We start from the raw sequence: 26123 nt of genomic DNA on the forward strand, positions 1-26123 counted from the left end.
GGAAGCCGCCGCCGGTGCCGCGCGTGCTTTCAATCAGTCCGGCGGAGGACAGCCTGCTCACCAGCTTCTGCGCGGTGGGAAGCGGCACGCCCGTCTCCTGCGCCAGACTGGTTGCATTGACACGCGCCAGCCCGCCGCAATGGCGCGCCGCGGCCGTCATCATGACGACGGCATAATCGGCAAGGCTGGACAGGCGCATATTGCGAGCGGTTCTCAAATCGGACTAAATCGTTCTGATTGCCAAATGGGCGTGAGAGGCCGGGAATTCAACCCGCAATTTTGGCCGTTCTCCCTGCGCCAGCCCCCTTGATCTTCGCGCCCGATCATGGGCACCGGACCGCGATGACCTTTCCGATGCGCCCCGCCCTGTTCGCGCTCGATGCCGAGCGTGCCCACCGCCTCACGATCCGCGGCCTTGCGCTCTGGGGCCGTTTGGGCACGCCGGGCGCTCGCCAGGTCGCCGATCCGGCACTCGCCACGACCGTGGCCGGTATCCGCTTCGCCAACCCACTTGGGCTCGCCGCCGGTGTGGACAAGGACGGCGAGGCGGTCGCTGGGCTGCACGCGCTCGGCTTCGGCGCTGTGGAAGTCGGCACGCTCACGCCTTTGCCCCAGCCCGGCAATCCAAAGCCTCGCCTGTTCCGGCTGATCGAAGACGAGGCGGTGATCAACCGCATGGGCTTCAACAATGGCGGCCTCCAAGCGGCGCTTGGGCGATTGCCGGTCAGCCGGCGTGGCGTGCTGGGCCTGAATGTCGGCGCGAACAAGGACGCGGGCGACCGCATCGCCGATTACGTGACCGGGGTAACCGCCGCCGCCAAGGTCGCCGATTACGTCACGATCAACATCAGCTCCCCCAACACGCCAGGACTGCGCGATCTGCAACATGGCAGCGCGCTGCGCGATCTGCTCGCCGCCACGCGTGCCGCGGCGGGCACCCGACCCTTGTTCCTGAAGGTCGCACCCGATCTGGAGGGCCCCGCGATCGACGACATCGCCCGCGCGGTGATCGACAACAGGCTGGATGCGCTCATCATCGGCAACACGACAATTTCTCGCCCTCCGCTCGCCTCCACCAATGCAAGCGAAAGCGGCGGCCTCTCCGGTGCGCCGCTCGCCACATTGGCACGCCAGAAGCTCCGGGATTTCCGCGTCGCGACCGGCGCTGCCGTTCCGCTGATCGCCGTTGGCGGCATCGGCAGCGGGGCGGAGGCGTATGACCGAATCCGCGCCGGCGCCAGCCTCGTTCAGCTCTACAGCGCCATGGTCTATGCCGGGCCCGGCCTGCCCACCCGCATCCTTCGCGATCTCGCCGCGCTGCTTCGGCGTGACGGCTATGGGTCGATAACCGAGGCCGTCGGCGCCGGTTGACGCAGGGAAAGGCGCCGATAGGGTCCGCGGCCATGAAAAACCTGTTGGCGCTCACCGCTCTGCTCGCCCCCATCGCCCTCATCGCACCGGACGTTGCGGAGGCGCAGGGGGTGGTGACTTCCGCCGATCCGCGCGCCACCGAGGCCGGGCTCGAGATTCTGAACGCCGGCGGTTCCGCCGCGGACGCCGCCGTCGCGATGATGCTCGCGCTCACCGTGGTGGAGCCGCAATCGAGCGGCATCGGCGGCGGCGGTTTCATGCTGCACCAGACGGCGAACGGCCCGCTGGAGACGATCGATGGCCGCGAAAAGGCGCCCGCCGCCGCCACGCCGCAGCGGTTCGTGGGCGCGGACGGCAAGCCGCTGCCGTTCATTCAGGCGTTTCCGGGCGGCAAGTCGGTCGGGGTGCCCGGCAATATCCGGCTGGCCGCGCTGGCCAACAAGAAGTGGGGCAAGCTGCGCTGGAAAGCGCTGTTCGCCCCCGCCATCCGCCTTGCCGAGGGCGGCTACAAGGTGACGCGCCCGCTCGCCGCCGCCAGCACGAACCTGGCGCCATTGTGGGGCGGCGGCAGCACCGCTGTGGCCGGGCCTGAGGGTGGCACGTCGACCGGCACGGGCGCGGCGGGCGGGCGCTTTCCGGACGCGGCCGAGCTTTACACCAGAAACGGCAAGCCGCTGGTCGAGGGCGAAACCGTTACCAATCCCGCATTGGGCAAGTTGCTGCGCAAGATCGCGGCCGATGGTCCCGACGCCTTCTACACGGGGCAGAATGCCAAGGCCCTGATCAACGCCGTCACGGCCACCAGAATCGCGCCCAGCGACATGACGGCGGCCGATCTTGCCGCCTACCAGGCCAAGGAACGCCCGCCGGTCTGTGGCACGTACCGCGGCTACAAGATCTGCGGCATGGCACCGCCCTCGTCGGGCGCGACAACCGTACTCCAGATGCTGGGCATGCTCGAGCGGTTCGACCTCGCCAGGCTGGGCAAGGACTCGCCGATCGCCTGGCATTTGATCGGCGAAGCGATGCAGCTCGCTTATGCCGATCGTGAGTTGTACCTCGGCGACACCGACTTCGTGGACGTGCCGGTCGCCGGGCTGATCGACAAGGGCTATATCGCCCAGCGGTCGGGACTCATCTCCGAGACACGCGCGCTCGGCACCTACGAACCCGGCACGCCGCCGGGCGCCAAGCCGCGTACCTATGCGCCGCAGCAGGAAGTGCCCGGCACCACCCATTTCGTCGCGATCGACGCCGAGGGTGACATCGCCACCATGACCTCGACGATCGAAGGCCCGTTCGGCAGCCAGCTGATCGCCAACGGCTTCGCGCTCAACAACGAGCTGACCGATTTCAGCCTCGCGCCCGAAAAGAACGGCGCGCCCGTCGCCAACCGCGTGGAGGGCGGAAAGCGGCCGCTTTCGTCCATGGCCCCGACGATCGTGTATGATGCGAGCGGCGCGCCGATCTTCACCGTTGGCGCCGCAGGCGGCAAGACGATCCTGATGCAGGTGACGAAGGCGATCATCGCCCATCTCGACTGGAAGCTGCCGGCGAAGGAAGCCCTTGGCCTTGGCCTCATCTATTTCAACAAGGACGGGCTGGTTCTCGAACAGGGCACCAGCTTGCCGGCCATGAAGCCCGCGCTGGAGGCGATGGGGCACAAGGTGTCGGTCGGGCGTCTGGGCCTCAAGGCCAATGCCGCAGAAAAGACCGCGACTGGATGGATCGGCGCGCCCGATCCGCGCAGCGTCGGAACGGCGCTGCGCCAGTAAACCGTACAAGAAGAAAAGAAGCGGAGAGGAACATGGCGCCACGCCAGCTCGAACATTTCCCGAATCTGGTGACGATGTTCTTCACCCGTGCGGAGCAAAAGGGCGATGCGCCCTTCCTCTGGGCGAAGCGGGACGGCGCGTGGCAGCCGATCAGCTGGTCTGAGGCCGCCCGGCAAGTGGCAAGCTTGGCGACCGCGCTCAAGTCGATCGGCCTTGGCCGGGGCGATCGGGTGATGCTGGTCAGCGAGAACCGGCCGGAATGGTGCATCAGCGATCTCGCCATCATGGCGGCGGGGTGCATCACCGTGCCGACCTACATCACCAACACTGAACGCGATCACGCCCATATCATCGAGAATTCGGGTGCGCGCGCGGTGATCGTCTCGACGCAGAAGCTCGCCGATACGCTGCTGAAGGCCGTGCTGCGCACCACGCACGTCGAAACGGTGATCGCCTTTGATCAGCTTCGCCCCCGCCCCTCCGGCGTGCGCAGTTGCAGCTGGGCTGGCCTCATCAAGGAACATGACACGCCGCCTGCGGTGATCGCGGCCGGCGCAGGCTTCGGCCGGGACGATACCGCCTGCATCATCTACACCTCGGGCACAGGCGGCGCGCCGCGCGGCGTGATGCAGCACCATGGCGCGATCCTCCACAACATCGCCGGTTGCGCCAATGTCATCTCGGAGGATCTGGGCTGGGGCGAGGAGGTGTTCCTCTCCTTCCTCCCCTTGAGCCACGCTTATGAACATACCGGCGGACAGATGCTGCCGATCGCCATGGGTGGTCAGATCTACTACGCCGAAGGGCTGGAGAAGCTCGCCGCGAACATGGAGGAGGTTCGCCCCACCATCATGTTCGTCGTGCCCCGCCTGTTCGAGGTGCTTCGCGTGCGGATCAGCAAGGCGATCGACAAACAGGGCGGCCTGTCGCAGCGCCTGCTCGGCGCGGCGCTGGACATCGGGGCCAAGCGTGACGCCGGTACGTTGCGGCTCAGCGATCGGCCGAAGGCGCTGCTGGTTGATGCCTTGTTCAAGCCGAAGATCGCGAAGAAGTTCGGCGGCCGCATGAAGGCGATGGTTTCCGGCGGCGCACCGCTCACCCCGGAAGTCGGCATCTTCTTCCAGTCGCTGGGCGTCACCTTTCTCCAGGGCTACGGCCAGACGGAGGCCGGGCCCGTCATCTCCTGCAACCGTCCCAAGGTCGGCGTCACCGTCGACAGCGTCGGCCCGCCATTGCCCATGACGGAAGTGCGCCTTGCCGAGGATGGCGAGATCCTGGTGCGCGGCGAACTGGTGATGCACGGTTATTGGCGCAACCCCAGCGAAACCGCACGCGTGTTGCAGGACGGATGGCTGCACACCGGCGACATCGGGGTGATCGATGCGGCCGGCAGGATCAAGATCACGGACCGCAAGAAGGACCTGATCATCAATGACAAGGGCGACAATGTCGCGCCGCAAAAGGTCGAGGGCATGCTGACGCTGCAGCCCGAGATCATGCAGGCGATGATCGCCGGCGATCGCAAGCCGCACATGGTGGCGGTCATCGTGCCCGATCCGGACTGGACGCGCGAATTCTGTACGACCCACGGGATCAGCAATGATCCATCGGCGCTCGCCGCGAATGCCGCTTACCGTTCCGCCATCGGGCAGGCGGTTGAGCGTACGAACAAGGATCTGTCGGTGACGGAGCGTGTCCGGCGGTTCATGCTCGCCGACGAGCCCTTCACCATTGAGAACGAGCAGCTGACGCCCAGCCTGAAGATCCGCCGCCACGTGCTGCGCAAGATCTATGGCGAGCGTCTCGAAGCACTCTACAAGGGCTGAACGAACCAGGCGCGCGCCCGGACTCGCCGAAGGCCGATCGCCGCCGCGCCCGGCCACCCCGTCCTGCGGGGCGGCCGGGCTCGTTGATTACTTGGCCTTGTCTTTCGGCAGAACCGTGAGCGTCCAGTCCTGCTCAGGCCGCAGGTATTTGGCAGCCGTGGCCTGCAACGTCTGCGGCGTGATCGACATATAGTCGCTGACCAGGGTTCGCGCGCCCGCTAGGCGGTTCGCGTCATAAGCGCCGCCACTCACCTGCAGCAGCCAGAACTGGTTGCCCGAGGATGCGCGCGCCAGATACTGCATCATCGGCCCGATCGCCCGGCGCAGCTCATCCTCCGTCACCGGCGTGGTGACGAGCTCGGCCGCGATCTCTCGGCTCAGCTTGAAGAACAGGTCGACGTTCTCAGGGGCGACCTGGCCGACGGCGAGCACGCGCCCGCCGCTGTTCAGCCCGAGCGGCCACTGGCTGAGCGCACTGGGGCTGTAGCTGGCACCCGCGACCGAACGAAGGCGATCGAACAGGCGATCGCCAAAGATCGCGGCGAGAATCTCCAGCCGGCGGCTTTCGGCAATCCCCTGCGTGCCGCCACCCGTGGGCCAGGCGATCACGGCAGCAGCCTGGGTGTCCGCGCCTTCGTGGGTCAGCACCTCGGGGCGGTCGTTATGCGCCGGGAAGGCCACATCCGATGCGACCAGCGGCGCTTCGGTACGCGGCTTGAGCGCGCCGAAGGTTCGGGCGACCGCGGCGACTGCCTCGTCCGCCTTCACGTCTCCGAACACGTCCACCTCGATCGGGCCCGTCGCCAGCAACGGCTCCCAAAGCTTGCGGAACGCTTCCGGCGTCAGCGCCTCGATCTCCTCGCGCGTCGGCGGCCCCCAGCGAGGATCCCCGGCGCGCAGCTTGCGCTCGAGATCGCGCGAAAGAACGCCATCCGGCGAGGAGTCAAACCCGGCATAGCCCGCCAGCGCACCGGCCTTGGCGCGCAGCACCGGCGCCGCATCCCAGCGCGGCGCGGCAAGCTTCGCCGCCATCAGCGCCAGATTGTCCGCATAGTCTCCCGGCGTGGTGATGGCGTTCAGGACGAAGGCGTCGTCAGTGATGTCGAAGCCCAGCCCCATGCGACGGCCAGTGGTCAGCACGTCCAGGTCGCCCTGGTCCCATTTGCCGATCCCGCTCTGCACCAGCGCGCTCTCCGCGGCCCAGGCAGCCGTGGCCTTGTCCGCCGGCAGCGCGCCATAGCCCCGGCCAAAGCGCACGCGCAGATACACCCGCCCGGTTTCCGATCCGTTGGCGTACATCAGCATGCGCACGCCGTTCGAGAAAGTCACCTTCTCGACACCCGGATCCGCGATCGCCTCCCGCGTGGCCACCGTGCCCGGCGTCCCCAGCTTGGGCAGGTCCTTGAAGTTGACCTTCGTTTGCCGCGTGCGGCGGCCAGCGAGCTTGGACACGTCGGCGGTCAGCGCGGCCGCCAGCTTCGCCGCTGCGCCCGGATCCGCCGCACGGGTGTTCACCAAAGCGCGCTCGGCATCACCCTGGAACACCCGGCGGGTCGACTCCAACGCTGCCGCCGCGGAGAACATCCCCTTCTTCTTGGCGTCGAGGAAGATGTTGTAGGATTCCTGCGGTCCCGCGACCGTCTCGCGGATGTCGAGCGCCTGCACCATGTCGTCGGCCTGTTTTGCACCGGCCTCGACCCGCGCCGTCTCGACATCATTGCGCATCGCGCCTTCGAACTCGGCCGTCTCGCGGTCCATCTCTGCCTGGCTGGGCGCCGTCGTCATCGCGTCGGCGATCACCGCACGCACATCCTTCAGCGCCGCCTCCCAATCGTCTCCGATCGGCAGGATGCTGACGAAGGTGCCGTTTGCCGACCGTGCGACATCCTCAAGGTTCACGCTGGCCTGAAGGAAGCTGCCGCCCTGCCGCGCGCGGTTTTCCAGCCGGCGATTGATCACGCGCATCGCGACGAGATCGACCAGCCGCTTCTGATTGAAGATGATCGTATCATCACGATAGGTCCACGGGCGAAGGACCGCGGTGACGACCAGCGGCGGAATGGACGGCTCGTTGATCGCCGCCGTCGGCGTACCCTTCGGATCAGGTTTGCCGAAGTCCGGCTCTGCCGGATCGGCGCCGACACCCTCCCAGCCCCCGAAATTCTTGACGACGAGGCGGGCGGCCGTGGCCGGATCGATGTCGCCGGAGATGATCACCACGGTACGTGCCGGGCGATACCAACGCCGGTGGAAAGCCAGCACGCTCGCCGGCGTCGCGGCCTCCAGCGTCTTGACGTTCCCGATCGGAGACCGGTCGGCAAGCGGCTGTCCGGCGAAGAACAGGGCGTTGCGCGCATCGGACAGCCGCACCTGAGGCCCCGGTGCCTCGCGCTGTTCGGCCAGAACCGCCGGCCGCTCGGCCGCGAGGCCCTGCGCGTTGATGCCCGGTTCGGACATCATGCCGGCGAAGATCTTGAGGCTTTCGTCGAGGTTCGCCTCGGTCGCCGCCGGCAGATCGAGCTTGTAGACGGTCTGCGTCGGCGTGGTCTGAGCGTTCGAGTCCGAGCCGAACGTGGCACCGAACCGCTGCCAGACGCGCTTTGCCTCTCCGTCCGGCACGTACTTCGAACCGCGGAACGACAGATGCTCGATCAGATGCGCATAACCGCGCTCGTCATCGGTCTCGTTCAAGGATCCCGCGTCGATCCGCACGCGAACGGCGACCTGCCCGGGTGGCACGCCGTTCTTGCGCACGGCATAACGCAGCCCGTTCGGCAGAGCGCCGAAGTTCCAGGCCCGATCGGGCGGAATATCCGATCCCTTGAACAGCCATGGCGCGGTATCGACCGTGATCGTCGCGGGATCGACGATCGTGCCCTGCGCGGGCGGTGTCGGCGTGGGCGGTTTCGGCGAGGTACGGGCGACGGCAGCGACGGCGGCGGCCTTTGGCGCAGCCTGCTGGCCGATGGCCGGAACGGCAACGATGGCGAGGAGCGGAAGAGCGGCGAACGGCGCAGAAAGTGCGCGCGGGAAGCGGATCATGGCCCGGCTTCTAGCCTGCTCGAAGCATCGCCGCCACACCCGGCGGCGATCTTTCGATCACCGTCTAAATGCCATGTTTTAGACCCGAATCGCCCCTAGGGTTGCGGCCCGAGCGGTTGAATTGCACCAGCAAGATGCAAGCGGCCTTGAGGAAAAGAACGGGAAAGCGACGTGGGGACCATCATCCAGACCCGGAACGAGATGCGTCAGGATTATGGCGTGCGATCCGCAATGATGGCAGGCGCCATCCTCGGCGATCCGCCCCGCGGCTTTGCCGATCGCCCGGTTGCCGACACACCGATCACGGGCAACCGGTCACCGAAGATGAAAGCAGAGCCGAACCGCCCGCTCATCATCCGGCTGGGCAAACACCTGCGCGGTGTGTTCGACAGCCTGATCGCCTCATCCTCGCTCGTTCCCAACGATCCCGTGCTGGACGTGCGCACCTTTCCCTGGACGCAGCTCCTGCGCGATCACTGGCAGGACATTCGGGCGGAAGCCATGCAGGTGGCGTTGCAGGGCGATGCGTCCCCCAGCCTCGCCACGATATCGCCCGATCACCGCTCCATCGCGCAACTGGGCATGTGGCGCTCGTTCTTCCTCTGGGGCTACGGCTACCGCATCGACGACAATGCCGCCCGCTGCCCGGTGACGAGCGCGCTGGTGAAGCAGATCCCGGGGCTGAACAGCGCCTTTTTCTCCATCCTCGCGCCGGGCACGCACATCCCGGCGCATCGCGGCGTCTCCAAGGGGCTGATCACCTGTCACCTCGGCCTGATCGTGCCGCGCAATGGCGACGTGCGCATGCGCGTCGATCGTCGCGTGGTCCGCTGGAGCGAAGGCGAAACCCTGGTCTTCGACGACACCTATGATCACGAGGTGTGGAACGAGACGGATGGTACCCGCGTGGTCCTGCTGATCCAGTTCGAACGGCCGCTCCGCAACCCCGGCAAGTGGATTGCGGACATGTTTCTCGGCATCGTCCGTCGCTCTGCCTTCGTGCAGGAAGCGCGCGACAACATCGCCGCCTGGAATGCCGCCATCAAGCAAATGGACTTCTGAAAGCCGGGCACGCGCCTGGCCTGGCGCCTGCCCCGCGTCAGCGCGCCACCACATCCAGGCCGAGCCATGTCGCCATGGTCTGCAACTCGTCCTCCAGCCGGTCCATCGCGGTGCCCAGCGCGCCCGGTTCGGTATGGCAGGCCCGCACCAGCAGCCGGCCCCCGTCGCGATCCGCCTTCAGGTCGACACGCGCCACGATCTGCTCGTTCAGCAGGAAGGGCAGCACGTAATAACCCCAGCGGCGCTTCTCCGCCGGCACGTAGATCTCGATCCGGTATCGAAATCCGAACAGCCTTTCCGTACGGGCCCGCTCCCAGATCAGCGGGTCGAACGGCGCGAGCAACGCTTGCGTTTCGATCCGGCGCGGGCGCTTCGCCGCGTGATGCAGGTACGCCGCCGGCCAGCCCTCCACGGTTACCGGGCGGAGCACACCCTCCTCCACCAACCGCGCGATGGCGGCGGACGCATCGGCCGGCGTCAGGCGGAAGTAATCGCGCAACTCCCCCGCGGTGGCGATCCCAAGTGCGCGACCCGCGCGTTCCACCAAGGCTGCATGAGCGCTCGCTTCGTCCAGGGTCGGCAGGTCAAGCACGGCGCTCGGCAGCACGCGCTCGGGAACGTCATACACCCGCTCGAACCCGCGTCGCCGGGTGGCCGTCGTGACATGGCCGGCATAGAACAGCCACTCGAGCGCGGTCTTCGCCCCGCTCCATTCCCACCATCCCGTCCGGCTGCTTTCCACGTCGGACGCCGCCATCGCGCCCTCGCTGCGGATGCGCGCCAGCAACGCCATCGCCTCGGGCCGCCGCTCCGTCGCAAACCGCCGCATGGCCTCGGACCGGAGCAGCCCGCGATCGGCGCGCGCCATACGCCAGCGAAGCAGGGGATGAAGGTCCAGCGGCAGCAGCGACGCCTCATGCGCCCAATATTCGAACATGCGCCGCTGCGATCGTGCGCCCCATGCCGCTTTGTCGAACAGATCGCGGTCATAGCCGCCCAGGCGCGAAAAGGCCGGCAGATAATGGGCGCGCGCAAGGACGTTGACGCTGTCGATCTGGTGCAGCGCCAGCCGGTCGAGCGTACGCCGCAGATGGACGGGGGAGACATGATCCGGGCGTCGTGCGCCAAATCCTTGCGCCGCAAGAGCGATGCGACGCGCGGCCGCTGGCGAAATCCGGTCAGGCTCCATGGCGCTCACCGCTATCGAACGCAGGGAGATTGCGCGACCGGAAACCTTTCCTTTCCGTGCGCCCGCTTGATCGGTCCAGTCCCGCACGCCACATGCAGTTTATGTTGATCGAGACCGAACCGACGCCGAACCCGGCCACCCTTAAATTCCTGCCGGGCCGCATCGTCATGGATGCCGGCACGCGGGACTTCGCCAATCCGGAGGAGGCAGAGGCTTCGCCGCTCGCGACCGCGCTGTTCGATCTGGGCGATGTCAGCGGCGTCTTCTTCGGTCGGGACTTCATCTCGGTGACGATCGCACCGGGAAGCGACTGGCGGGATGTGAAGCCCGACGTGCTTGCCATTCTGATGGATCATTTCACCGCACAGATGCCGCTGTTCCGTCAGGCATCGGCCGGCTTCTCCGTGCCGCCCGCCGAGGAGCATTTCGACGATGATCCCGCCGACGCGGAAATCGTCGCTCAGATCAAGGAATTGATCGACACGCGCGTGCGCCCGGCGGTGGCGAACGATGGCGGCGACATCGTTTATCGCGGGTTCGACAAGGGCAAGGTCTATCTGCGGATGCAGGGCGCCTGCTCGGGCTGCCCCTCTTCCACGGCAACGCTGAAGAACGGCATCGAACAGCTGCTGCGCTATTACGTGCCGGAAGTCACCGAGGTTCGGGCGATCTGATCGGGCGCTGGAGCGGGTGCGCCTGGCTCGCGCCCGTTCGGCGGATTGATGTCGTCACCAACACCTGATCCCCACGGTCGACACCCTGCAACCGACATCCTGCAATCGAGACAAGGACTGAAGATGGCCGCCCCGCTTGACGATGCCGCGCTGGACCAGCTGTTCCGTGCCGGCCGCACCTACAACGGCTTCACCGATCAGCCGGTCGGCGAAGATCAGCTGCGCGCCATCTGGGATTTGATGAAAATGGGGCCGACCAGCGCCAACCAGCTTCCCGCCCGGTTGGTCTGGTGCGTCAGCGACGAAGCGAAGGAGAAGCTTGCCGCCTGCGCCAGCGACAGCAATGCGGACAAGATCCGCAAGGCGCCTGTTTCGGTTGTCATCGGCATGGACGTGAACTTCCACGAACACCTGCCGGAGCTGTTTCCGCATACCGATGCTAAGAGCTGGTTCGACGGCAATACTGAACTGCGGGAAGCGTCGGCCTTCCGCAATTCCTCGCTTCAGGGCGGCTATTTCATCCTCGCCGCGCGCGCGCTGGGGCTGGATACCGGCCCGATGAGCGGGTTTGACGCAGGTCAGGTGGACAAGGCCTTCTTTGCCGATCAGCCCGGTGTCCGCACCAACTTCATCTCCACCCTCGGCTATGGCGATCCGTCGACCATTTTCGCCCGCAGCCCGCGCCCGCCATTCGACAAGTTCAACCGCATCGCGTGATGCTTGGCTGATTTAGGGGGTTGAGCCGCATCGCGGCGGTGGCAAAGGGGCGCGATGCCGCGCACGCTAGTTATCGACACCGCCACTGCCGCCTGTTCCGTCGCCTTGCTGGAGGACGGACGGGTCATCGCGGCCATTCACGATGTGGTCGGTCGCGGTCATGCCGAGCGCCTGGTGCCGATGATCGCGCAGCTTCCAGGCGGTGGCCGGGCTGACGAGATCATGGTTGATGTGGGGCCCGGCAGCTTCACGGGCATCCGCGTGGGAATCGCCGCCGCGCGGGGTTTGGGCCTGGGCTGGAATGCTTCGGTGCGCGGCTATTCGTCGCTGTCCCTGATCGCTGCGGCCGCCTTTGCTGCTGGCGAAAATGCCCCGCTTGCGGTCGTGCTTGAAGGCGGGCACGGTGAGGTCTTCATGCAAGGGTTCACCGCCTCGCCCCTGATGCCTACCGAGCCGCTGGCCTCGCTACGGCCCGATGTGGCACTCGCGGCGCTCAATGGGCGAACTGCAGTGGGAAACGGCGTTCGCTGGCTCACCCAACTGGACCCCTCCGTTGCGGCGCGGGAGGCATTGCCCGAGGCCGCGAACGCCATCCTCCTGCCCGTTGATCTCGCCACTCTGCCCGCACGTCCGCTGTACGGCCGCGCACCGGACGCGAAACTTCCCTCATGAGCACCCGCCTCCACATGGTGGAATTGGTGACTGGGACGGCCGCAGACCTTGGCGCTGTCGAGCAGGTGATGGCCAGCGCGTTCGATCCGCGGTTCGGAGAAGCGTGGACGCGCAGCCAGCTCCTTGGGATCCTCGGCATGCCGGGCGTGTGGCTGACGCTTGCGCGGGTCGACGGCGAGGCGGCTGGCTTTGCCCTTGCCCGCGCGATCGTGGACGAGGCTGAATTGCTGCTGCTGGCCACTGCGCCCACCTTCCGTCGCCAGGGCGTCGGCTCGGCGTTGGTACGCAGTATTCTCGCCGACGCTCGGGAGCGCGGCGCCGTCCGTGTCCACCTGGAGGTTCGCGCCGGCAACAATGCGGTGGAGCTCTATCGCGGCACCGGCTTCGCAAAATGTGGTGAGCGTCGGGGCTATTACCGGGGCAAGGGCGGCCAGGTGTATGACGCTCACAGCTACTCAATCGCGCTAAGCTGAGGTTGTTGCGAGTCGTTTACGCTTTTCGCAACAGGCTCTCGGCACTACATGGGCAACATGCCACGCAAGATCGATCTTGAAGCGCTCTGCCAGGAAAAGGGCTTGCGCATCACCGAACAGCGGCGGGTGATCGCCCGCGTTCTCTCCGAAGCCGATGACCATCCCGATGTGGAGAAGGTCTATGAGCGTGCTTCCGCCATCGACCCCGGCATTTCCATTGCCACCGTATATCGCACGGTGCGGCTGTTCGAAGAGGCCGGTATCCTCGACCGGCACGATTTCGGTGATGGTCGCGCCCGGTACGAACCCTCGCCGGAGGCGCACCACGATCACCTGATCGATGTGGAAACCGGCAAGGTGATTGAATTCGTCGATCCGGAGCTGGAGCTGCTGCAAAAGCAGATTGCGGAGCGTCTCGGCTTCCGCCTGGTCGATCACCGCATGGAGCTTTACGGTGTCAGCCTTGCTCGCAAGGATTGATCCGTCAGCGCTGCGGCACTGACCCGGTACGATATGAGCGGTGATGAAGGGGCTGGCCGAAAGGCACAGCCCCTTTCTCGTTCACGACGGCTGGAAGACGCCGCATGCGACACGGCCGCCGCTGTTCCCTGAAGGGTCGGTCTTCAGATCGTCCGGTCCGGCATGAACAATGAATGCGGCTCCGTCCGTGTCCAGCAATCCCGTCATGGTCGCGTTCGGAATGGTCGCTGCGACCGTGCCGCGGCCGCCTGAATCGATGATCAAATTGGGGATGTCGCCTTGGTGTGGGCCCTGCGGGTTCATCGTTCCGTGCTTCATGCTGGTCGGGTTCCAATGCCCACCTGCCGTTTCGAAGCCCGGCGCATCGCACCTGCCAGTCGTATGGATATGGGCGCCATGCGTACCCGCCGGCATATCTTTCACGTCCACCGTGATACGCAGGCCGCCCGACACTTCGGTGGCAGTCGCGCGTCCCACGTCGGCGCCCGCTGCGGTGCGCATCATCGCCACCGCGCTGGCACCGCCAGCGACCGGCGCGCCCGTTTCCAGCTTGCCTTCGTCGCAAGCTCCCAGCGCCAGCGCACAGGTCGCCACGCCAGCCGTCGCCAATAACCGAATCATACGTCGTCTCCCGTTTCGTATTCGAAACGGCAACCGCGCTTGCCGGTTCCGGGTCAAGCAGGCTTTGCCAGCATCAGCGCGGCCCGTGTGGTGCGGCAAACGATTTCGTCGCGCTGATTGATGCCAACATGCTCGAACGTCACGATCCCCTGCCCCGGCCGCGACGATGACGGGCGCAGGCCCTTCACTTCGGTTTCGACGCGGATGGTATCTCCCGCGAACACCGGATTGGGGAACACCGTCTCGCTCATCCCCAGATTGGCAACCGTCGTACCGAAGGTGGTGTCCTGCACGCTGAGCCCGATCACCAGCCCAAGGGTGAAGAGCGAATTCATCAGCGGCTTCCCGAACTCCGTCGTGGCGGCATACGCGTGGTCGATGTGCAGCGCCGCCGGATTATAGGTCAGCGCGGAAAAGAGCATGTTGTCCGCCTCGATGACGGTGCGGCGGATCTCATGAACAAATCGCTGCCCAATCGAGAATTCCTCGAACCACAGGCCAGCCATCAGTAGCGCCCCCGGCCGATCAGATCGACGAGACGGCGGCATTGCGCATGCTGGCGCGCAACACCCATGACGAGCAACAGGTTGAACAAGCTGATCTCCACAAGAAAGAACCACAACGGGCTGCCCGCCAGCATGCTGAGCCCCAGAATGATGGTGCGCGGATTGGCGCCAAGCATTCCCGGCAGCAGCAGGAACGACGGCCCCACTTCCCGCGCCAGTCGCGCGATCCGCTGGCGTTCCGCCTGATCGAACTCGGCGCTGGCGACCAGTGCGTTGATGCGGCTGGTCGCCCCGGTCAGGACGCCGGACACCGCCAGATACGCTCTGCCCAGCGCACCGCCGACACCTTTTGGCGCGCTGCGATCATGCTGAAGCCATGGCACGCCATAGGCCCACCATTGATAACTGCGCCGGGAGCTTTCGGCGAAGATGGACTGAGCGACGCGCGATAGCCCCGCGCCGATCACGATCAGCCAGGCGGCCGCACCGAATGCATCGTCAAGGACGCTGCCGAGCAGAACGTACAGCGCGACGTGCCCGCCATAATCGCAAAGGCCGTCGACCACTTCGCCATTGGCGCTTGCCCGTCCGGTCAGCCGGGCAAGGTCGCCGTCCGCACCATCCACGACATGCCACAACAGGTGGATCGCGAAGCCGGCGAGGATCGCCGCCGTGGTGCCGACGCGCGCGTAAAGGATCCCCGCCGCAATCACCATCAGCGCGCCGAAGACCGATACCATGTTGGGCGTCACCGGAGTCGGCACCAGCGCCCGCGCCAGCCGCTTGGCGGCGGGGTGATAAACCGTGCGGTTCAGAAAGCCTTGCAGCTCGCGCGGCTTTCCCGTCACTGTCGGCCCCACATCCATCGTCGTCACTTTTTGCGTCCCCTTGCGTTCCCCTTAGCAGCCGCACGGGTCGCTTGACAGAAGTCGCGCATCTGTCACGACGCTGCAAATCAATTGTCATGGCCAGGGCTTACCTCTGGTCCTTTGGGGTTTCACAGAATGGCGACGATCAAGGTGGCGGTTATCGGGATCGGCAACTGCGCATCCAGTCTGGTTCAGGGTAAATATCATTACGCCGCCAGCAACACCGCGCACGGCCTGATCCATGAGGAGATCGGCGGCTATCGCGTTTCGGATCTGGAATTCGTCGCCGCATTCGACGTCGATTCCCGCAAGGTCGGGCTCGATCTTGGCAAGGCGATCTTCGCGAAGCCGAATTGCACCAAGGTGTTCCACGCCGACGTGCCGGAAACCGGCACGGTCGTGCAGATGGGCGTGCGGCTGGACGGCGTCGCCCCGCACATGCTCACCGCGGCCAATGATCGCGGGTTCGAGATGGACGAGACGCGCGATGCCACCAAGGCGGAAATCGTGCAGGCGCTGAAGGATTCGGGCGCGGAGGTTCTCGTGAACTTCCTGCCCGTCGGCAGCCAGGAGGCGACCGAATTCTACATGGAATGCGCGCTTGAGGCGCGTGTCGGCGTGGTCAACTGCATGCCCGTGTTCATCGCCAGCCGGCCGGAATGGGAAAAGAAGTTCGCCGACGCCGGCCTGCCGATCATCGGGGATGACGTAAAGGCGCAGGTTGGCGCCACGATCGTCCACCGCGTTCTTTCGAACCTGTTCGCCCAGCGCGGCGTCACGGTGGATCACACCTATCAGCTGAACACCGGCGGCAACACCGACTTCATGAACATGCTCGATCGCAATCGGCTGTCGAGCAAGAAGGAGTCCAAGACTGAAGCGGTGCAGGCCGTCCTTTCCGAGCGTCTGGCCGACGAGAACATCCACGTCGGCCCGTCGGACTACATTCCGTGGCTGCACGACAACAAGCTGTGCTTCCTCCGCCTGGAGGGCAATCTGTTCGGCGACGTGCCGATGAACCTTGAGCTGCGTCTGTCGGTGGAAGACTCGCCGAACTCCGCCGCCGTGGTGGTGGACGCGATCCGCTGCGTGAAGGTCGGCCTGGAGCGCGGCGCCGCAGGGGCGCTCACCGGCCCGTCGGCTTTCTTCTGCAAGCACCCGCCCGAGCAGTTCACGGATGATATCGCCGCGCAGATGACGGACGATTTCATCCACGCGGACGCGCGGCTCGCCGCCGAGTAAGCAGGGACCGCATTGTCTTGAAAGCCCTGATCGTCGCAGCCGGCTTTGGCAGCCGGCTGCGCGAGGTTTCACCGTCAAAGCCTCTGACCAGTGTGGCGGGCATGCCGCTCATTGCCCGGGTGATCGCTGCTGCGCGTGAAGGCGGCGCCACCAGCTTTGTCGTGGTGACGGGGCATGAAAGCGCCCGGCTGACCAGCTTCCTCCACGCCCTTGATCCCGCGATCACCTGTGTGGTCACGCAGGACTGGGCATTGCCAAACGGCCATTCCGTCCTCACCGGCGCCGATGCGATCGGGCCGGAGCGCCACCTGCTGATGATGGCGGATCACCTGTTCGACCCGGCAATCGTCGCACGCATGATCGCGGCGCCGCTGGCTCCGCTGGCGCTGGCGGTCGACCGGCGGCTCGACAATCGGCTGGTGGATCTGGATGACGTCACCCGCGTCCGCACCAGCGGCGATCGCATCGTCGCCATCGGAAAGCATCTGGCGGACTATGACGCGTTCGACTGCGGCGTCTTCACCGTGGACGGCCGCTTCCACGCCGCCCTCCGGCACGTGATCGCCACCGGCGGAACCGGCTCGATCTCTGCCGGGGTTGAGGCACTTGCCGATGCCGGCGGGGCTGTCGCCGTCGACATTGGTGACACCTGGTGGCTCGACGTGGACGACGCCCGTGCGCTCGCCCAGGCGGAGGCCGCGATGCAAGGTGCTCAGCCGGACGTTCGGCGGACCGCGCTCACCGCCTGAAAACAGATCGCAACAGCAACCTGCACTCCCCTCGCCGGTTCTCCCGAGCATAGCGAGGAGCGCCACCATGTCCGAACCGCAGATCTATCGCGACCTGAAGGCCGATCACGACAAGCAGCGCGCGATGCTGAAACAATTGTCCGAACAGTCTGGCGACACGTCGGAGCGCCGCACCCTGTTTGAAACATTCCGCCTTGAATTGCAGAGCCATGCCGCTGCCGAGGAGGAGTCGCTCTATGCCGTGATGCTTGGCAACCCGGATCTGCGCGATGACGCGCGGCATTCCGTCTCCGAGCATAAGGAGGTCGACGACCTGCTCGGCGAGATGATGGATCTCCCTTTCGGGTCTGGTGAGTGGGAGGAGCGTTTCGCCCATATGCGGCACCGCTACGAACATCACATCGACGAGGAAGAGGAGGAGATGTTCCCCGCCGCGGACAAGGAACTGGATGACGCCACCGAGCAGGAGATGGCGGCCACCTACGAGGAGCGCAAACCCGCCGAGCTGGAGATCGCCCGCGATAATCCGCCGGGTAGCGACGAGCGCGACTGAACGGTCGCCACGCCACCATGCGGCTCGTCACGCTTTCCGAACCGGATGATTTCGAAACATGGCGCGATGCAGCGCGCGGGCTGATCGGCGCCAGCGTTCCGCCCGATGATGTGGTGTGGCAGGTCGGCGATCAGCCAGCCGATCTGTTCGCCACCACCGCCACGCCGCGCCATGATCCGGTCGACGCCGGCTTCAAGGTACCACGATCGTTCCTCGACCTCGCGCGGAACGCGATCCTGCATCGCGATCCGGAGCGGTTCTCCCTCCTGTATACGCTGCTCGCACGGCTACGGCGCCAGCCCGGCCTGATCGAGGATCACGCCGATCCCCTGGTCCGCCGCCTGGAGGGGCTTGCCAAGCATGTCCGGCGAGACATTCACAAGATGCGCGCCTTTCTCCGCTTCCGGGAGGTGCAGGAGGGCGATGTCAGCCGCTATGTCGCCTGGTTCGAGCCGGAGCATCATATCGTCCGCGCCAATGCGGCCTTTTTCGTCAACCGCTTCGCCAGCATGCGCTGGTCGATCCTCACCCCTGAGGTATCGCTTCACTGGGACGGCAGCACGCTCAGCGAAGGCCCAGGCGCCACCAAGGCGGATGCGCCGGAGGGTGATCCGACGGAGGAGGTTTGGAAAACATACTACGCCTCCATCTTCAATCCGGCGCGGGTGAAGGTCGGCGCGATGCTGAAGGAAATGCCGCGCAAATACTGGAAAAACATGCCGGAGACCGCGTTGGTGCCGGAATTGCTGGCAACGGCCCAGGCACGGGAGAGCGGGATGATCGCCAAGGCACGGGTTGCGCCGGGCGGAAACAGCGAGATCGCCTGGCAGGCGCTTCGGGATGAGGCAATGAGCTGCACCCGCTGTCACCTCTACAAGCATGCGACCCAGACCGTATTCGGCGAAGGCCCCGTCTCCGCCAGCATCATGTTTGTGGGCGAGCAGCCCGGCGATCAGGAAGACCTGTCAGGTCACCCCTTTGTCGGCCCGGCTGGGCAATTGTTCGATCGCGCCTTGAACGAGGCCGGCATAGATCGCTCTCAGACCTATGTCACCAATGCCGTGAAGCATTTCAAGTTCGAGCCGCGCGGCAAGCGGCGGATCCACGCCAAGCCGGACGGGGGCGAGATCGAAGCCTGTCGCTGGTGGATCGAGCAGGAACAGATGCTGGTCCGTCCCAAAGTCACCGTCGCGCTGGGAGCGACCGCCGCACGCTCGCTGTTCGGCAAGGTCATGACGATCAGCCGCGAGCGCGGCCAAGCCAAGCGGCTGCCCGGCGACGCCGGCGAGGCGTGGATCACGGTCCACCCAAGCTATCTGCTGCGCCTCCCCGACGAAGCAGCACGCACGAGCGAATTCTCCCGCTTTGTCGAAGATCTGCGTCTGGCCAAGGCTGCGGCGGCATGACTGCCGATCTCAAGAGTTGCAGTGCTAGGTCTGTGGCGCCTTTCCAGCCATGGCCGGAGACTTTCGCGAGAACCGATAAGTCGCCGCACAAGCTGCGTCACCGCGGCCTTTCTGAGAGCACCTTGGCGCCCCGCCGCAGGCTGCATCTTTCCGGCCCTGTGCGGGACCGCTGCGACTCCCCCACACGCTTCGTCATCCCGGCCTTGCGCCGGGATCTAATGCTCCACGAACGCAACAGCTTGAGGTTTGCGGCTTGGTAAATCTCGAGATGTGCCCGGCATGACGAGGGAATTTCACAGAGCTCTCGCCTTGGGCCGGGATCTCCGGGCGGGCGAACTCGCCAGCTCGGACTACCAGTTCCACACCGCAGCGGCACCCTCTCTCACAGAGCCCACCTCCGCCGGGAAGAAGGATCAACCCGAGTCGATCACCATCGCACGTCGCATCAGCAATCCAGCTCAGCCAACGGCGGCGACGCTCAGCGTAATCCCAACATCTTGTGCGTCTGCAGCGACAGCCGCCAGCGCGGCCGCTCCATCACCAGCGCCATCGCCGCATCCTGATTGGCCGCGGCGTTTGGATCATCCAGCGGCTGGATCAGGAAGTGGCGGAAATCCCAGCCCTCCATCGCGACCACGTCGCTGCCCGGCTGCGGCCACACCAGTTTCAGCTCGTCTCCGGCACGCTGCACCGTCTCGCTCCCAGCCTTGGGGCTGATACACACCCAGTCGATGCGCGGATGAACCGGCAGCGTGCCGTTGCTCTCGATGGCGATGAAAAAGCCGGCATCGTGCAGCGCGTCGATGATCGCATCGTCCACCTGCAACATCGGCTCCCCACCGGTCAGCACGACGAAACGATCCGTCTCGCCGCCGTCCCACATTTGGACCACCGCTTCGGCCAGCGCTGCCGCGTCAGCAAATCGCCCACCGCCAAGCCCATCCATGCCGACGAACTCGGTGTCGCAGAACCGGCAGATGGCGCTTGCCCGATCCTGCTCCCGGCCGGACCACAGATTGCACCCGGCGAAGCGCACGAACACGGCGCGCCGCCCTGCCTGAACGCCCTCACCCTGCAGCGTCAGGAACATTTCTTTGACGGCGTAGCTCATGTCAGGGCGCCTGCGGGGTCACCGCATAGACCGTCGGGTCGGGGATCCCGGCATCCGCGAAGCCTTTGTGGCGAAGCCTGCAGCTGTCGCACAATCCGCAATGCGTGCCGGCCGGCGTCGGATCGTAGCACGACCAGCTCAGCCCCAGATCGAGGCCCAGCCGGTTGCCTTCGCGCACGATATCCGCCTTGGTCATATGCTGCAGCGGCGCGTGGATGCGGAAAGCCTCGCCTTCCACGCCGGCTTTGGTGGCGAGTTCCGCCAGGCGCTCGAACCCAGCGATGAACTCCGGGCGGCAATCGGGGTATCCTGAATAATCGAGCGCATTGACGCCGATGAAGAGCGAGCGGGCGCCCGCCGCCTCCGCCCAGGCCAGCGCCAGGCTGAGAAACACCGTGTTGCGCGCCGGAACGTAGGTGACCGGCACGCCTGCGCCGACACCGTCCTTGGGCACGTCGATATCGGCCGTCAGCGCCGACCCGCCGAAAGCTGAAAGATCGATCGGAAGAATGACGTGGCGCACGGCGCCCAGTGCGCTGGCGATCCGGCGTGCGGCCGCCAGTTCCACGTGATGGCGCTGGTTGTAGTCGACCGAAAGAGCGAAGACGCGATATCCGGCCTCACGCGCAAGCGCGGCCGAGATCATCGAGTCGAGGCCGCCCGAAACGAGGACGACGGCAGAAGGTTGATCGCTGGACATGATCGCGCGCCCGCTAGGCGCATCGGCCGCCGGATGCAAGGAACTGGGCAAAGAAAATGGCCGTTCGCATCACCGAACGGCCAAGGTCGCCCTGGCTAGAGGGCAGAAGAACTAGGGAGAGAAGTGCTCGGCTAGAAGCACGCACTGTTTCTACCCTCGCGAAGGTAAAGAACAGGTGAATGCGACGAACGCGCGCCCGCCCGCTCCCGCGCTGACGCACGCCGCTTCACAGCCAGCGGCTATTCACTTCACGAGCAGTCACCGCGGAGGCTCCGCTGGCCCCCGGCCCGAGGAACGAACCGCTCAAAACCGGTCGGCACCCAGGAGCAGCAATTTGCACCATCTCGAACGGCGCCGTTGACGCGCTCCACATCCGCCCCGTGCGCAACAACGACCCCGTCCATCAGGGCAAGCCCTCGATAGCCCGCCTACCCCACCTCGCGAGGCCACGGCAGCGGCCCGACATGCCCGCAACCGGAACGAGCATCGCTGGCCTACCCGCCGTCACCCACCGGCGGGTGCTCGTTCATCTCGCGCAATCACCAGCGCAGGGAATGGTGGGCCAACAGGTCGGTCGCAGCGCGACGCCAGCAATCAACCCTGAAGAGCACAGCCCCGATCACGCCGAACGCACATGTCGATCAGTCCAGTCCCGTCGCCGCCGCGCCGGCCCATCTCACGCAATCACGGCACCGGGGTTGGCGGCGCAACCACCAAGTCGCGGCACGACGCCAGCAATCAACCCCGAAAAGCGCCGCAGTGACCACGTCGGTCACGCGTGTCGATCAGTCCAGCCCCGTCACCGCGCCGGGTGCGCCTGTTAGGTCAGATCACGACAAGCAAACCAGGCCCGTTGATGGGCGCCCCGGCTGATCAGCGGCCAGCGATCTCGGTGCCGCCCAGGCTGTCCAGTCCGCGCTGTGCGACGATGTGGGACGAGGATACATTCCCATCCGGCAGCGCCATATCGACCGCGACACTGTTCAGCGCGTTGCGGTACAGGGCCGCGGCCTCCGCCTTGCGCCCGGTGCGCGCGTAAACCGCCGCGAGATTGATCATCAGCTCTGGCCGGCGTGGGAAAATGCGCCGCTCGACGAGCAGCTCCTCTTCCGCCTTCTGGTAATCGCCCGTGGCAATCGCCTGATAGCCGGTGCGGTCGCTAGCGAGGGCGGGGGCGGCGAGGCCTGCTGCCAGGCCGAGAAAAAGCAGGGTGCGCAACGTCCGTCTCCTACGTTACAGCTACGCTTCACTTGCGTTACTGTTCTGTGACACTGGTATGACACCGACTGTCACATGGCGCAACGGGAACTTGGCAGGACTTGTAAGAGATCGGCCACATTTTCGAGGCGGTGCCGATCGCACCCGGCGAGCGACAGGCACAAAAAAAGGGCGGCCCTTGCGGACCGCCCGTCATGCTTCCAATCGCCTGCGCGATCAGAATTCGCGGTAATATTGCTCGTTGCCGATGAAACCCAGCTTGGTCACGTTGGACCGGCGGATCACCGCAAGAGTCTGGTCGACCACGTCGTAGCGAACCTGCGGGTCGGGCTGGAAGTGCAGCTCCGGTTCCGGGTTCATGGCCGCCGCCACGTCGAGATACTGGCGCAGGCGCACCGCATCCACGGGGACGCCATTCCAGCTGGTCGTGCCATCCACGCCGATGGTGATCTTGTTCTTCTGCGGATCAACCGGGGACTTCGGCGCGTCCGGGTTGTTGACCGGCAGATCGACCTTCACCGCGTGAGTCTGGATCGGAATGGTGATGATGAACATGATGAGGAGAACGAGCATGACGTCGATCAACGGCGTCGTGTTCATCTCCATCATCGGCTCGCCATCGTCCTTGCCGCCACTCATTGCCATATCGATTACTCCTGGTGGCTTTGCTTACAGACGCTCGACGCCAGAGCCCGGCGGCGGTTCGGAAATGAAGCCGACGCGCGCGAAGCCTGCCATCTGCATGTTGTAGATCGCGCCTGCCACGCACTTCCAAGGCACGTTCACGTCACCGCGAACATGAGCTTCCGGAAGCTCGAGCCCCGGAGCGTTCGGGCCGCCCTGACGCTCGATCTCGGCCTTCAGCTTGGCCACTGCACGGTCGAGCAGCTCCTCGTGCGTCACCGCCGTCATGCCCCAGTAAACGGCGCAGGCGCCGTCCGGCTTGGTCGTGATCGAGAGGGAAACGTTCTCGGGCTTGGTGGTGGTCGGGTCGAAGCGCACGCTTGGCAGCTTCACCGGAACCGATTGGATCACGACCGGCACCGCGATCAGGAAGATGATGAGGAGCACCAGCATGACGTCCACGAGAGGCGTCGTGTTGATGTCCGACATCGGGGTTTCTGCGGCGGAGTCTCCACCAACGCTCATCGCCATAAGTCAGGCTATCCTATGTCTTCGTTCCCGCCGGTGATCCGGCCGGGAAAGGTAGCGGGGCTGCCGGTGCGGCAGCCCCGTTTTCCCCATTACGAGCGGGTCTGCACGCCACCGGCCTGACCGGCCGTGGTGGTGGCAGCCGGCTTGGCAGCAACCGGCTTTGCCGCACCGGCGACGGTCGGACGAACCGCACCGTTCGACGCCAGGTAGCCGAGCACGTCGTTCGAGAAGGCCGACAGGTCTTCCGCGATCGACTTGTTGCGACGCTGCAGCCAGTTGTAGCCGAGCACCGCCGGAACGGCGACGGCGAGACCCAGAGCGGTCATGATGAGCGCCTCACCGACCGGACCGGCGACCGCGTCGATCGACGCCTGGCCAGCCGCACCGATCTTGATGAGCGCGCGGTAGATGCCGATAACCGTACCGAACAGGCCGATGAACGGCGCCGTCGCACCCACGGTGGCGAGGAACGCGAGGCCCGTGCCGAGCTTCGAGTTGATCATCGCTTCCGAGCGCGCCAGCGAGCCGTGCAGCCAGTCATGCGCTTCGACCGGATCGGTCAGCTTCGAGTGCTGCTCCTGCGCCTGCAGGCCGTCGTCGACGATCTGCTTGTAGGCCGAGTTCTTCTCCAGCTTCGCCGAACCCTCGCGCAGCGAGTTCGTCTGCCAGAACGAGCCGCGGACGCGCTTCGCCTGGTTGATGATCTTCTGCTGCTCGAAGAGCTTGGTGAACATGATGTAGAACGAGACGACCGACATCAGCACGAGGATGCCGAACACAGTCTGGGCGATGATGCCGCCCTGCTCGAGCGCGGCGGCCAGGCCGTACGGGTTTTCGCCTTCGGCAGCTGCCGGCGCTGCGGCGGCAGCGGCGAGGATGGTGGTGATCATTCGATGTGTTTCCCTCTGAAAAGCGCGATTCTGTTAAGCCTGGATCAGTCCCGGGGCAGCTTCCACACGACGCGGCGCGTCTGCGTGGTTGCGATCGGGTTGCCTGCTGCGTCCGACGCCGGCGTGTAGCGGGCACGGCGCTGCAGCGCACGGCAAGCTGCCTGATCAAGCGCATTGGAGCCGCTCGACTGAGTCGTGACGCAATTCTCCACGCGACCCTGGGCATTGATTGTCCACTTGATCACGGTCGTGCCTTCTTCCTCGGCACGGATCGAGCTCGGCGGATAATCGTCGGTCGTGATCCAGTCCGCAGGATTGCCCTTTGCACCCGCAGCCTTGCTGACGACCGGCGGCGCCGGCGGAGCAGGAGGCGGAGGCGCAGGCGGCGCAACCGGCGTCGGCACGTAGACCGGCGGCGGCGTAGGCACGGTGGCGATCGTCACCGGAGCCGACGGCGCGGACACGATGGGCGGCGACGCCACAACGGGCGGCGGCGTCATCGGAACGTCAGGCGGCGGTGGTGGCGGCTCGTCCGGCGGCGGGGGCGGTGGTTCCTCAACGTCGAACGTATTCAGCTTCTCCGACACCTTTTTCACGTACTGGAACGCGAGGCCGGTGACGAAGGCGTAGCCGAGAGCAGCATGGATGAGCGCCACGATCACAATCGCGACGATCTTGCTCCCGCTCATCTTCTGGTCAGAGTAGGCCATTCAGCAAAAGCACTCCCTAATCCCTATGGCCCGAAGGGGCCGGGCGGCCTGCCGCGGCCCCCGCATGGGCGGAGTGGGCGTGCCGGTCCGTTGGCAAGGGCTAAACGGAACCCTTGCACAGCGCGACTCCTAACTTGCGCCTTAACGACACGCAAACGCTTTGTCGGACGCAACAAACGTACAATCGTCCTAAAGGAGATTTATTTCTGTATCAGCACGGCGCGATCGGATAACCGAAAGGCATGGCCTTTCGTACAATTCGTAACTCTGCGCTCGTCTGCGCGCTGATCACCGTTTCACCTGCAGCCATCCATGCGCAGCAGCCCGCGCCGGGCACCATCGCAGCGCCGGCGCCATCCTATGTAGAGATGGTCGATCTGGTGATCGACGCTCCCTTGGTGGTAGATGCCACAATTGCCAGCACCACCCGCATCAAGGGGGCGGACGCCGCGAATGTTCCGCCCGGATTCGTCCGTTATTATGTGGAAGCGGACGTCACCGCCCTGATCCGCGGCCCGCGGGCCATTCCGCCGCGCATCGGCTATGTTCTGGATGCGCCGCTCGGTCCGGGCGGCCGGCAGCCCCGCTACAAGAAGGCCCGGGTCCTCCTGTTCGCACGGTCTGTCGCCGGCAGTGCCAATCAGGTGCAGCTGGTCGGCCCCGAGGCGCAGCGCGGCTGGTCTCCGGAACTTGACGCCCTCACCCGCCGCATTGCCGGCGAGATACTGGCCGGGGATGCACCCCCTATCGTCACCGGAGTAGGCAATGCCTTTCACGTCCCGGGGTCGCTTCCCGGGGAGGGCGAGACCCAGGTGTTCCTGACCACCACGGACAATCGGCCGGTATCGCTCAGCATTCTGCGGCGCCCGGGCGAACAGCCGCGCTGGGCGGTCGCCCTGTCCGAGATCGTCGACGATTCCGCCGGGCCGCCGCCGCGCGACACGCTGCTGTGGTATCGCCTCGCGTGCAGCCTGCCACGGCAGTTGCCGGCCCGCAGCACCCAGGCGATGGAGCCGGCCGATGCCGCCGTCGCGCAGGAGGATTATCGCTTCGTGCTGGAGCAGCTCGGCCCGTGCCGGCGGGCCGAGCTGCTCCAGCACGAAGCGATAATC

At 65.7% G+C, this 26123-nt stretch carries 27 protein-coding genes; 14 read left to right on the plus strand and 13 right to left on the minus strand.

Annotated features, from left to right (window positions below):
* Positions 1-199, minus strand: a 199-nt coding sequence (locus AX702_RS16180; protein WP_197420650.1) for an RrF2 family transcriptional regulator, incomplete at its 3' end; no start/stop codon positions are given.
* Between the two features lie 143 nt (positions 200-342).
* On the opposite strand from AX702_RS16180, the gene AX702_RS16185 reads away from it, so the two are divergent.
* From AX702_RS16185 to AX702_RS16195, 3 genes are read left to right on the plus strand one after another with little or no spacing between them, the layout of a single operon-like run.
* The gene (locus AX702_RS16185) at positions 343-1371 is read left to right on the plus strand and encodes a quinone-dependent dihydroorotate dehydrogenase (RefSeq protein ID WP_066781332.1); all 1029 of its coding nucleotides are present in this window, start codon (positions 343-345) and stop codon (positions 1369-1371) included.
* 32 nt (positions 1372-1403) lie between these two features.
* Positions 1404-3146: a gamma-glutamyltransferase family protein gene (locus tag AX702_RS16190; protein ID WP_066781294.1), complete on the plus strand. Its 1743-nt coding sequence runs from the start codon at positions 1404-1406 to the stop codon at positions 3144-3146.
* A gap of 32 nt (positions 3147-3178) precedes the next feature.
* The gene (locus AX702_RS16195; RefSeq protein ID WP_066781295.1) at positions 3179-4972 is read left to right on the plus strand and encodes an AMP-dependent synthetase/ligase; all 1794 of its coding nucleotides are present in this window, start codon (positions 3179-3181) and stop codon (positions 4970-4972) included.
* Between the two features lie 87 nt (positions 4973-5059).
* On the opposite strand, the gene AX702_RS16200 is transcribed toward AX702_RS16195, so the two are convergent.
* The gene (locus AX702_RS16200) at positions 5060-8014 is read right to left on the minus strand and encodes a M16 family metallopeptidase (protein WP_066781296.1); all 2955 of its coding nucleotides are present in this window, start codon (positions 8012-8014) and stop codon (positions 5060-5062) included.
* A gap of 171 nt (positions 8015-8185) precedes the next feature.
* Here AX702_RS16200 and AX702_RS16205 point away from each other — a divergent pair, with 171 nt between their 5' ends.
* Entirely contained in the window at positions 8186-9076 is an 891-nt protein-coding gene (locus AX702_RS16205; protein WP_231731897.1) for an aspartyl/asparaginyl beta-hydroxylase domain-containing protein, read from the plus strand.
* Between the two features lie 37 nt (positions 9077-9113).
* On the opposite strand, the gene AX702_RS16210 is transcribed toward AX702_RS16205, so the two are convergent.
* Complete coding sequence (locus AX702_RS16210; protein WP_066781297.1) at positions 9114-10265, minus strand: winged helix-turn-helix domain-containing protein; 1152 nt, start codon at positions 10263-10265, stop codon at positions 9114-9116.
* Positions 10266-10366: 101 nt separating this feature from the next.
* Between AX702_RS16210 and AX702_RS16215 the strand changes: the two genes are divergently transcribed.
* The 5 genes from AX702_RS16215 (at position 10367) to AX702_RS16235 (ending at position 13281) form a co-directional block, all read left to right on the plus strand.
* The gene (locus AX702_RS16215) at positions 10367-10939 is read left to right on the plus strand and encodes a NifU family protein (protein WP_066781336.1); all 573 of its coding nucleotides are present in this window, start codon (positions 10367-10369) and stop codon (positions 10937-10939) included.
* A 123-nt stretch (positions 10940-11062) separates the two neighbouring features.
* Positions 11063-11656 carry a malonic semialdehyde reductase gene (locus AX702_RS16220; RefSeq protein ID WP_066781298.1) on the plus strand — a complete coding sequence of 198 codons (594 nt, stop codon included), beginning with the start codon at positions 11063-11065 and terminating at the stop codon, positions 11654-11656.
* Between the two features lie 54 nt (positions 11657-11710).
* Complete coding sequence (gene tsaB, locus AX702_RS16225; protein ID WP_066781304.1) at positions 11711-12328, plus strand: tRNA (adenosine(37)-N6)-threonylcarbamoyltransferase complex dimerization subunit type 1 TsaB; 618 nt, start codon at positions 11711-11713, stop codon at positions 12326-12328.
* Positions 12325-12801, plus strand: a complete 477-nt coding sequence (locus AX702_RS16230) for a GNAT family N-acetyltransferase (RefSeq protein WP_066781308.1) — start codon at positions 12325-12327, stop codon at positions 12799-12801. The genes tsaB and AX702_RS16230 overlap by 4 nt, the downstream gene beginning before the upstream one ends.
* 57 nt (positions 12802-12858) lie before the next feature.
* Positions 12859-13281, plus strand: coding sequence for a Fur family transcriptional regulator (locus tag AX702_RS16235; RefSeq protein ID WP_066781339.1), 423 nt, complete (start codon positions 12859-12861; stop codon positions 13279-13281).
* 81 nt (positions 13282-13362) lie between these two features.
* Here the strand turns inward: AX702_RS16235 and AX702_RS16240 are convergent, their stop codons facing one another.
* From AX702_RS16240 to AX702_RS16250, 3 genes are read right to left on the minus strand one after another with little or no spacing between them, the layout of a single operon-like run.
* Positions 13363-13902 (minus strand): superoxide dismutase family protein, encoded by a 540-nt coding sequence (locus tag AX702_RS16240; protein WP_066781310.1) that lies wholly within the window; start codon positions 13900-13902, stop codon positions 13363-13365.
* A gap of 53 nt (positions 13903-13955) precedes the next feature.
* Positions 13956-14408 carry a MaoC family dehydratase gene (locus AX702_RS16245; protein WP_066781312.1) on the minus strand — a complete coding sequence of 151 codons (453 nt, stop codon included), beginning with the start codon at positions 14406-14408 and terminating at the stop codon, positions 13956-13958.
* Positions 14408-15274: a CDP-alcohol phosphatidyltransferase family protein gene (locus AX702_RS16250; RefSeq protein WP_082746322.1), complete on the minus strand. Its 867-nt coding sequence runs from the start codon at positions 15272-15274 to the stop codon at positions 14408-14410. The genes AX702_RS16245 and AX702_RS16250 overlap by 1 nt, the downstream gene beginning before the upstream one ends.
* Before the next feature lie 138 nt (positions 15275-15412).
* On the opposite strand from AX702_RS16250, the gene AX702_RS16255 reads away from it, so the two are divergent.
* From AX702_RS16255 to AX702_RS16270, 4 genes are all read left to right on the plus strand, one after another.
* Entirely contained in the window at positions 15413-16519 is a 1107-nt protein-coding gene (locus AX702_RS16255) for an inositol-3-phosphate synthase (RefSeq protein WP_066781315.1), read from the plus strand.
* A gap of 17 nt (positions 16520-16536) precedes the next feature.
* Positions 16537-17268, plus strand: a complete 732-nt coding sequence (locus tag AX702_RS16260; RefSeq protein WP_066781317.1) for a phosphocholine cytidylyltransferase family protein — start codon at positions 16537-16539, stop codon at positions 17266-17268.
* A 67-nt stretch (positions 17269-17335) separates the two neighbouring features.
* Complete coding sequence (locus AX702_RS16265; RefSeq protein WP_066781319.1) at positions 17336-17821, plus strand: hemerythrin domain-containing protein; 486 nt, start codon at positions 17336-17338, stop codon at positions 17819-17821.
* Between the two features lie 17 nt (positions 17822-17838).
* On the plus strand, positions 17839-19227 hold the full coding sequence (locus tag AX702_RS16270; protein ID WP_066781321.1) for a UdgX family uracil-DNA binding protein: 1389 nt from the start codon (positions 17839-17841) through the stop codon (positions 19225-19227).
* Between the two features lie 478 nt (positions 19228-19705).
* On the opposite strand, the gene queE is transcribed toward AX702_RS16270, so the two are convergent.
* The 7 genes from queE to AX702_RS16305 all read right to left on the minus strand — a co-directional run bounded on the left by queE (position 19706) and on the right by AX702_RS16305 (position 25011).
* Positions 19706-20338, minus strand: coding sequence for a 7-carboxy-7-deazaguanine synthase (gene queE, locus AX702_RS16275; protein WP_066781322.1), 633 nt, complete (start codon positions 20336-20338; stop codon positions 19706-19708).
* 1 nt (position 20339) lies between these two features.
* Positions 20340-21038: a 7-cyano-7-deazaguanine synthase QueC gene (gene queC, locus AX702_RS16280; protein WP_197420651.1), complete on the minus strand. Its 699-nt coding sequence runs from the start codon at positions 21036-21038 to the stop codon at positions 20340-20342.
* A gap of 873 nt (positions 21039-21911) precedes the next feature.
* Positions 21912-22256 carry a hypothetical protein gene (locus tag AX702_RS16285; RefSeq protein WP_066781323.1) on the minus strand — a complete coding sequence of 115 codons (345 nt, stop codon included), beginning with the start codon at positions 22254-22256 and terminating at the stop codon, positions 21912-21914.
* 216 nt (positions 22257-22472) lie between these two features.
* Entirely contained in the window at positions 22473-22901 is a 429-nt protein-coding gene (locus AX702_RS16290) for an ExbD/TolR family protein (protein WP_066781324.1), read from the minus strand.
* A 24-nt stretch (positions 22902-22925) separates the two neighbouring features.
* On the minus strand, positions 22926-23411 hold the full coding sequence (locus AX702_RS16295; RefSeq protein ID WP_066781325.1) for an ExbD/TolR family protein: 486 nt from the start codon (positions 23409-23411) through the stop codon (positions 22926-22928).
* Between the two features lie 89 nt (positions 23412-23500).
* Positions 23501-24301 (minus strand): MotA/TolQ/ExbB proton channel family protein, encoded by an 801-nt coding sequence (locus tag AX702_RS16300; protein WP_066781326.1) that lies wholly within the window; start codon positions 24299-24301, stop codon positions 23501-23503.
* A gap of 44 nt (positions 24302-24345) precedes the next feature.
* Entirely contained in the window at positions 24346-25011 is a 666-nt protein-coding gene (locus AX702_RS16305) for an energy transducer TonB (RefSeq protein ID WP_066781328.1), read from the minus strand.
* 242 nt (positions 25012-25253) lie between these two features.
* On the opposite strand from AX702_RS16305, the gene AX702_RS16310 reads away from it, so the two are divergent.
* The coding region (locus AX702_RS16310) for a hypothetical protein (RefSeq protein ID WP_066781330.1) at positions 25254-26123 on the plus strand (870 nt) is incomplete at its 3' end.

The organism is Sphingomonas sp. CCH5-D11, from assembly GCF_001557395.1.
Lineage (GTDB): Bacteria > Pseudomonadota > Alphaproteobacteria > Sphingomonadales > Sphingomonadaceae > Sphingomonas.

Coding starts and splice junctions, on each gene's coding strand:
- AX702_RS16295 (WP_066781325.1), bottom strand. CDS start 23,411: ATGGCGATGAGCGTTGGTGGAGACTCCGCCGCAGAAACCCCGATGTCG.
- AX702_RS16305 (WP_066781328.1), bottom strand. CDS start 25,011: ATGGCCTACTCTGACCAGAAGATGAGCGGGAGCAAGATCGTCGCGATT.
- AX702_RS16220 (WP_066781298.1), top strand. CDS start 11,063: ATGGCCGCCCCGCTTGACGATGCCGCGCTGGACCAGCTGTTCCGTGCC.
- AX702_RS16235 (WP_066781339.1), top strand. CDS start 12,859: ATGCCACGCAAGATCGATCTTGAAGCGCTCTGCCAGGAAAAGGGCTTG.
- AX702_RS16245 (WP_066781312.1), bottom strand. CDS start 14,408: ATGGCTGGCCTGTGGTTCGAGGAATTCTCGATTGGGCAGCGATTTGTT.
- AX702_RS16265 (WP_066781319.1), top strand. CDS start 17,336: ATGTCCGAACCGCAGATCTATCGCGACCTGAAGGCCGATCACGACAAG.
- queE (WP_066781322.1), bottom strand. CDS start 20,338: ATGAGCTACGCCGTCAAAGAAATGTTCCTGACGCTGCAGGGTGAGGGC.
- AX702_RS16195 (WP_066781295.1), top strand. CDS start 3,179: ATGGCGCCACGCCAGCTCGAACATTTCCCGAATCTGGTGACGATGTTC.
- queC (WP_197420651.1), bottom strand. CDS start 21,038: ATGTCCAGCGATCAACCTTCTGCCGTCGTCCTCGTTTCGGGCGGCCTC.
- tsaB (WP_066781304.1), top strand. CDS start 11,711: ATGCCGCGCACGCTAGTTATCGACACCGCCACTGCCGCCTGTTCCGTC.
- AX702_RS16190 (WP_066781294.1), top strand. CDS start 1,404: ATGAAAAACCTGTTGGCGCTCACCGCTCTGCTCGCCCCCATCGCCCTC.
- AX702_RS16240 (WP_066781310.1), bottom strand. CDS start 13,902: ATGATTCGGTTATTGGCGACGGCTGGCGTGGCGACCTGTGCGCTGGCG.
- AX702_RS16230 (WP_066781308.1), top strand. CDS start 12,325: ATGAGCACCCGCCTCCACATGGTGGAATTGGTGACTGGGACGGCCGCA.
- AX702_RS16290 (WP_066781324.1), bottom strand. CDS start 22,901: ATGGCAATGAGTGGCGGCAAGGACGATGGCGAGCCGATGATGGAGATG.
- AX702_RS16250 (WP_082746322.1), bottom strand. CDS start 15,274: ATGGATGTGGGGCCGACAGTGACGGGAAAGCCGCGCGAGCTGCAAGGC.
- AX702_RS16270 (WP_066781321.1), top strand. CDS start 17,839: ATGCGGCTCGTCACGCTTTCCGAACCGGATGATTTCGAAACATGGCGC.
- AX702_RS16255 (WP_066781315.1), top strand. CDS start 15,413: ATGGCGACGATCAAGGTGGCGGTTATCGGGATCGGCAACTGCGCATCC.
- AX702_RS16300 (WP_066781326.1), bottom strand. CDS start 24,301: ATGATCACCACCATCCTCGCCGCTGCCGCCGCAGCGCCGGCAGCTGCC.
- AX702_RS16210 (WP_066781297.1), bottom strand. CDS start 10,265: ATGGAGCCTGACCGGATTTCGCCAGCGGCCGCGCGTCGCATCGCTCTT.
- AX702_RS16185 (WP_066781332.1), top strand. CDS start 343: ATGACCTTTCCGATGCGCCCCGCCCTGTTCGCGCTCGATGCCGAGCGT.
- AX702_RS16200 (WP_066781296.1), bottom strand. CDS start 8,014: ATGATCCGCTTCCCGCGCGCACTTTCTGCGCCGTTCGCCGCTCTTCCG.
- AX702_RS16215 (WP_066781336.1), top strand. CDS start 10,367: ATGTTGATCGAGACCGAACCGACGCCGAACCCGGCCACCCTTAAATTC.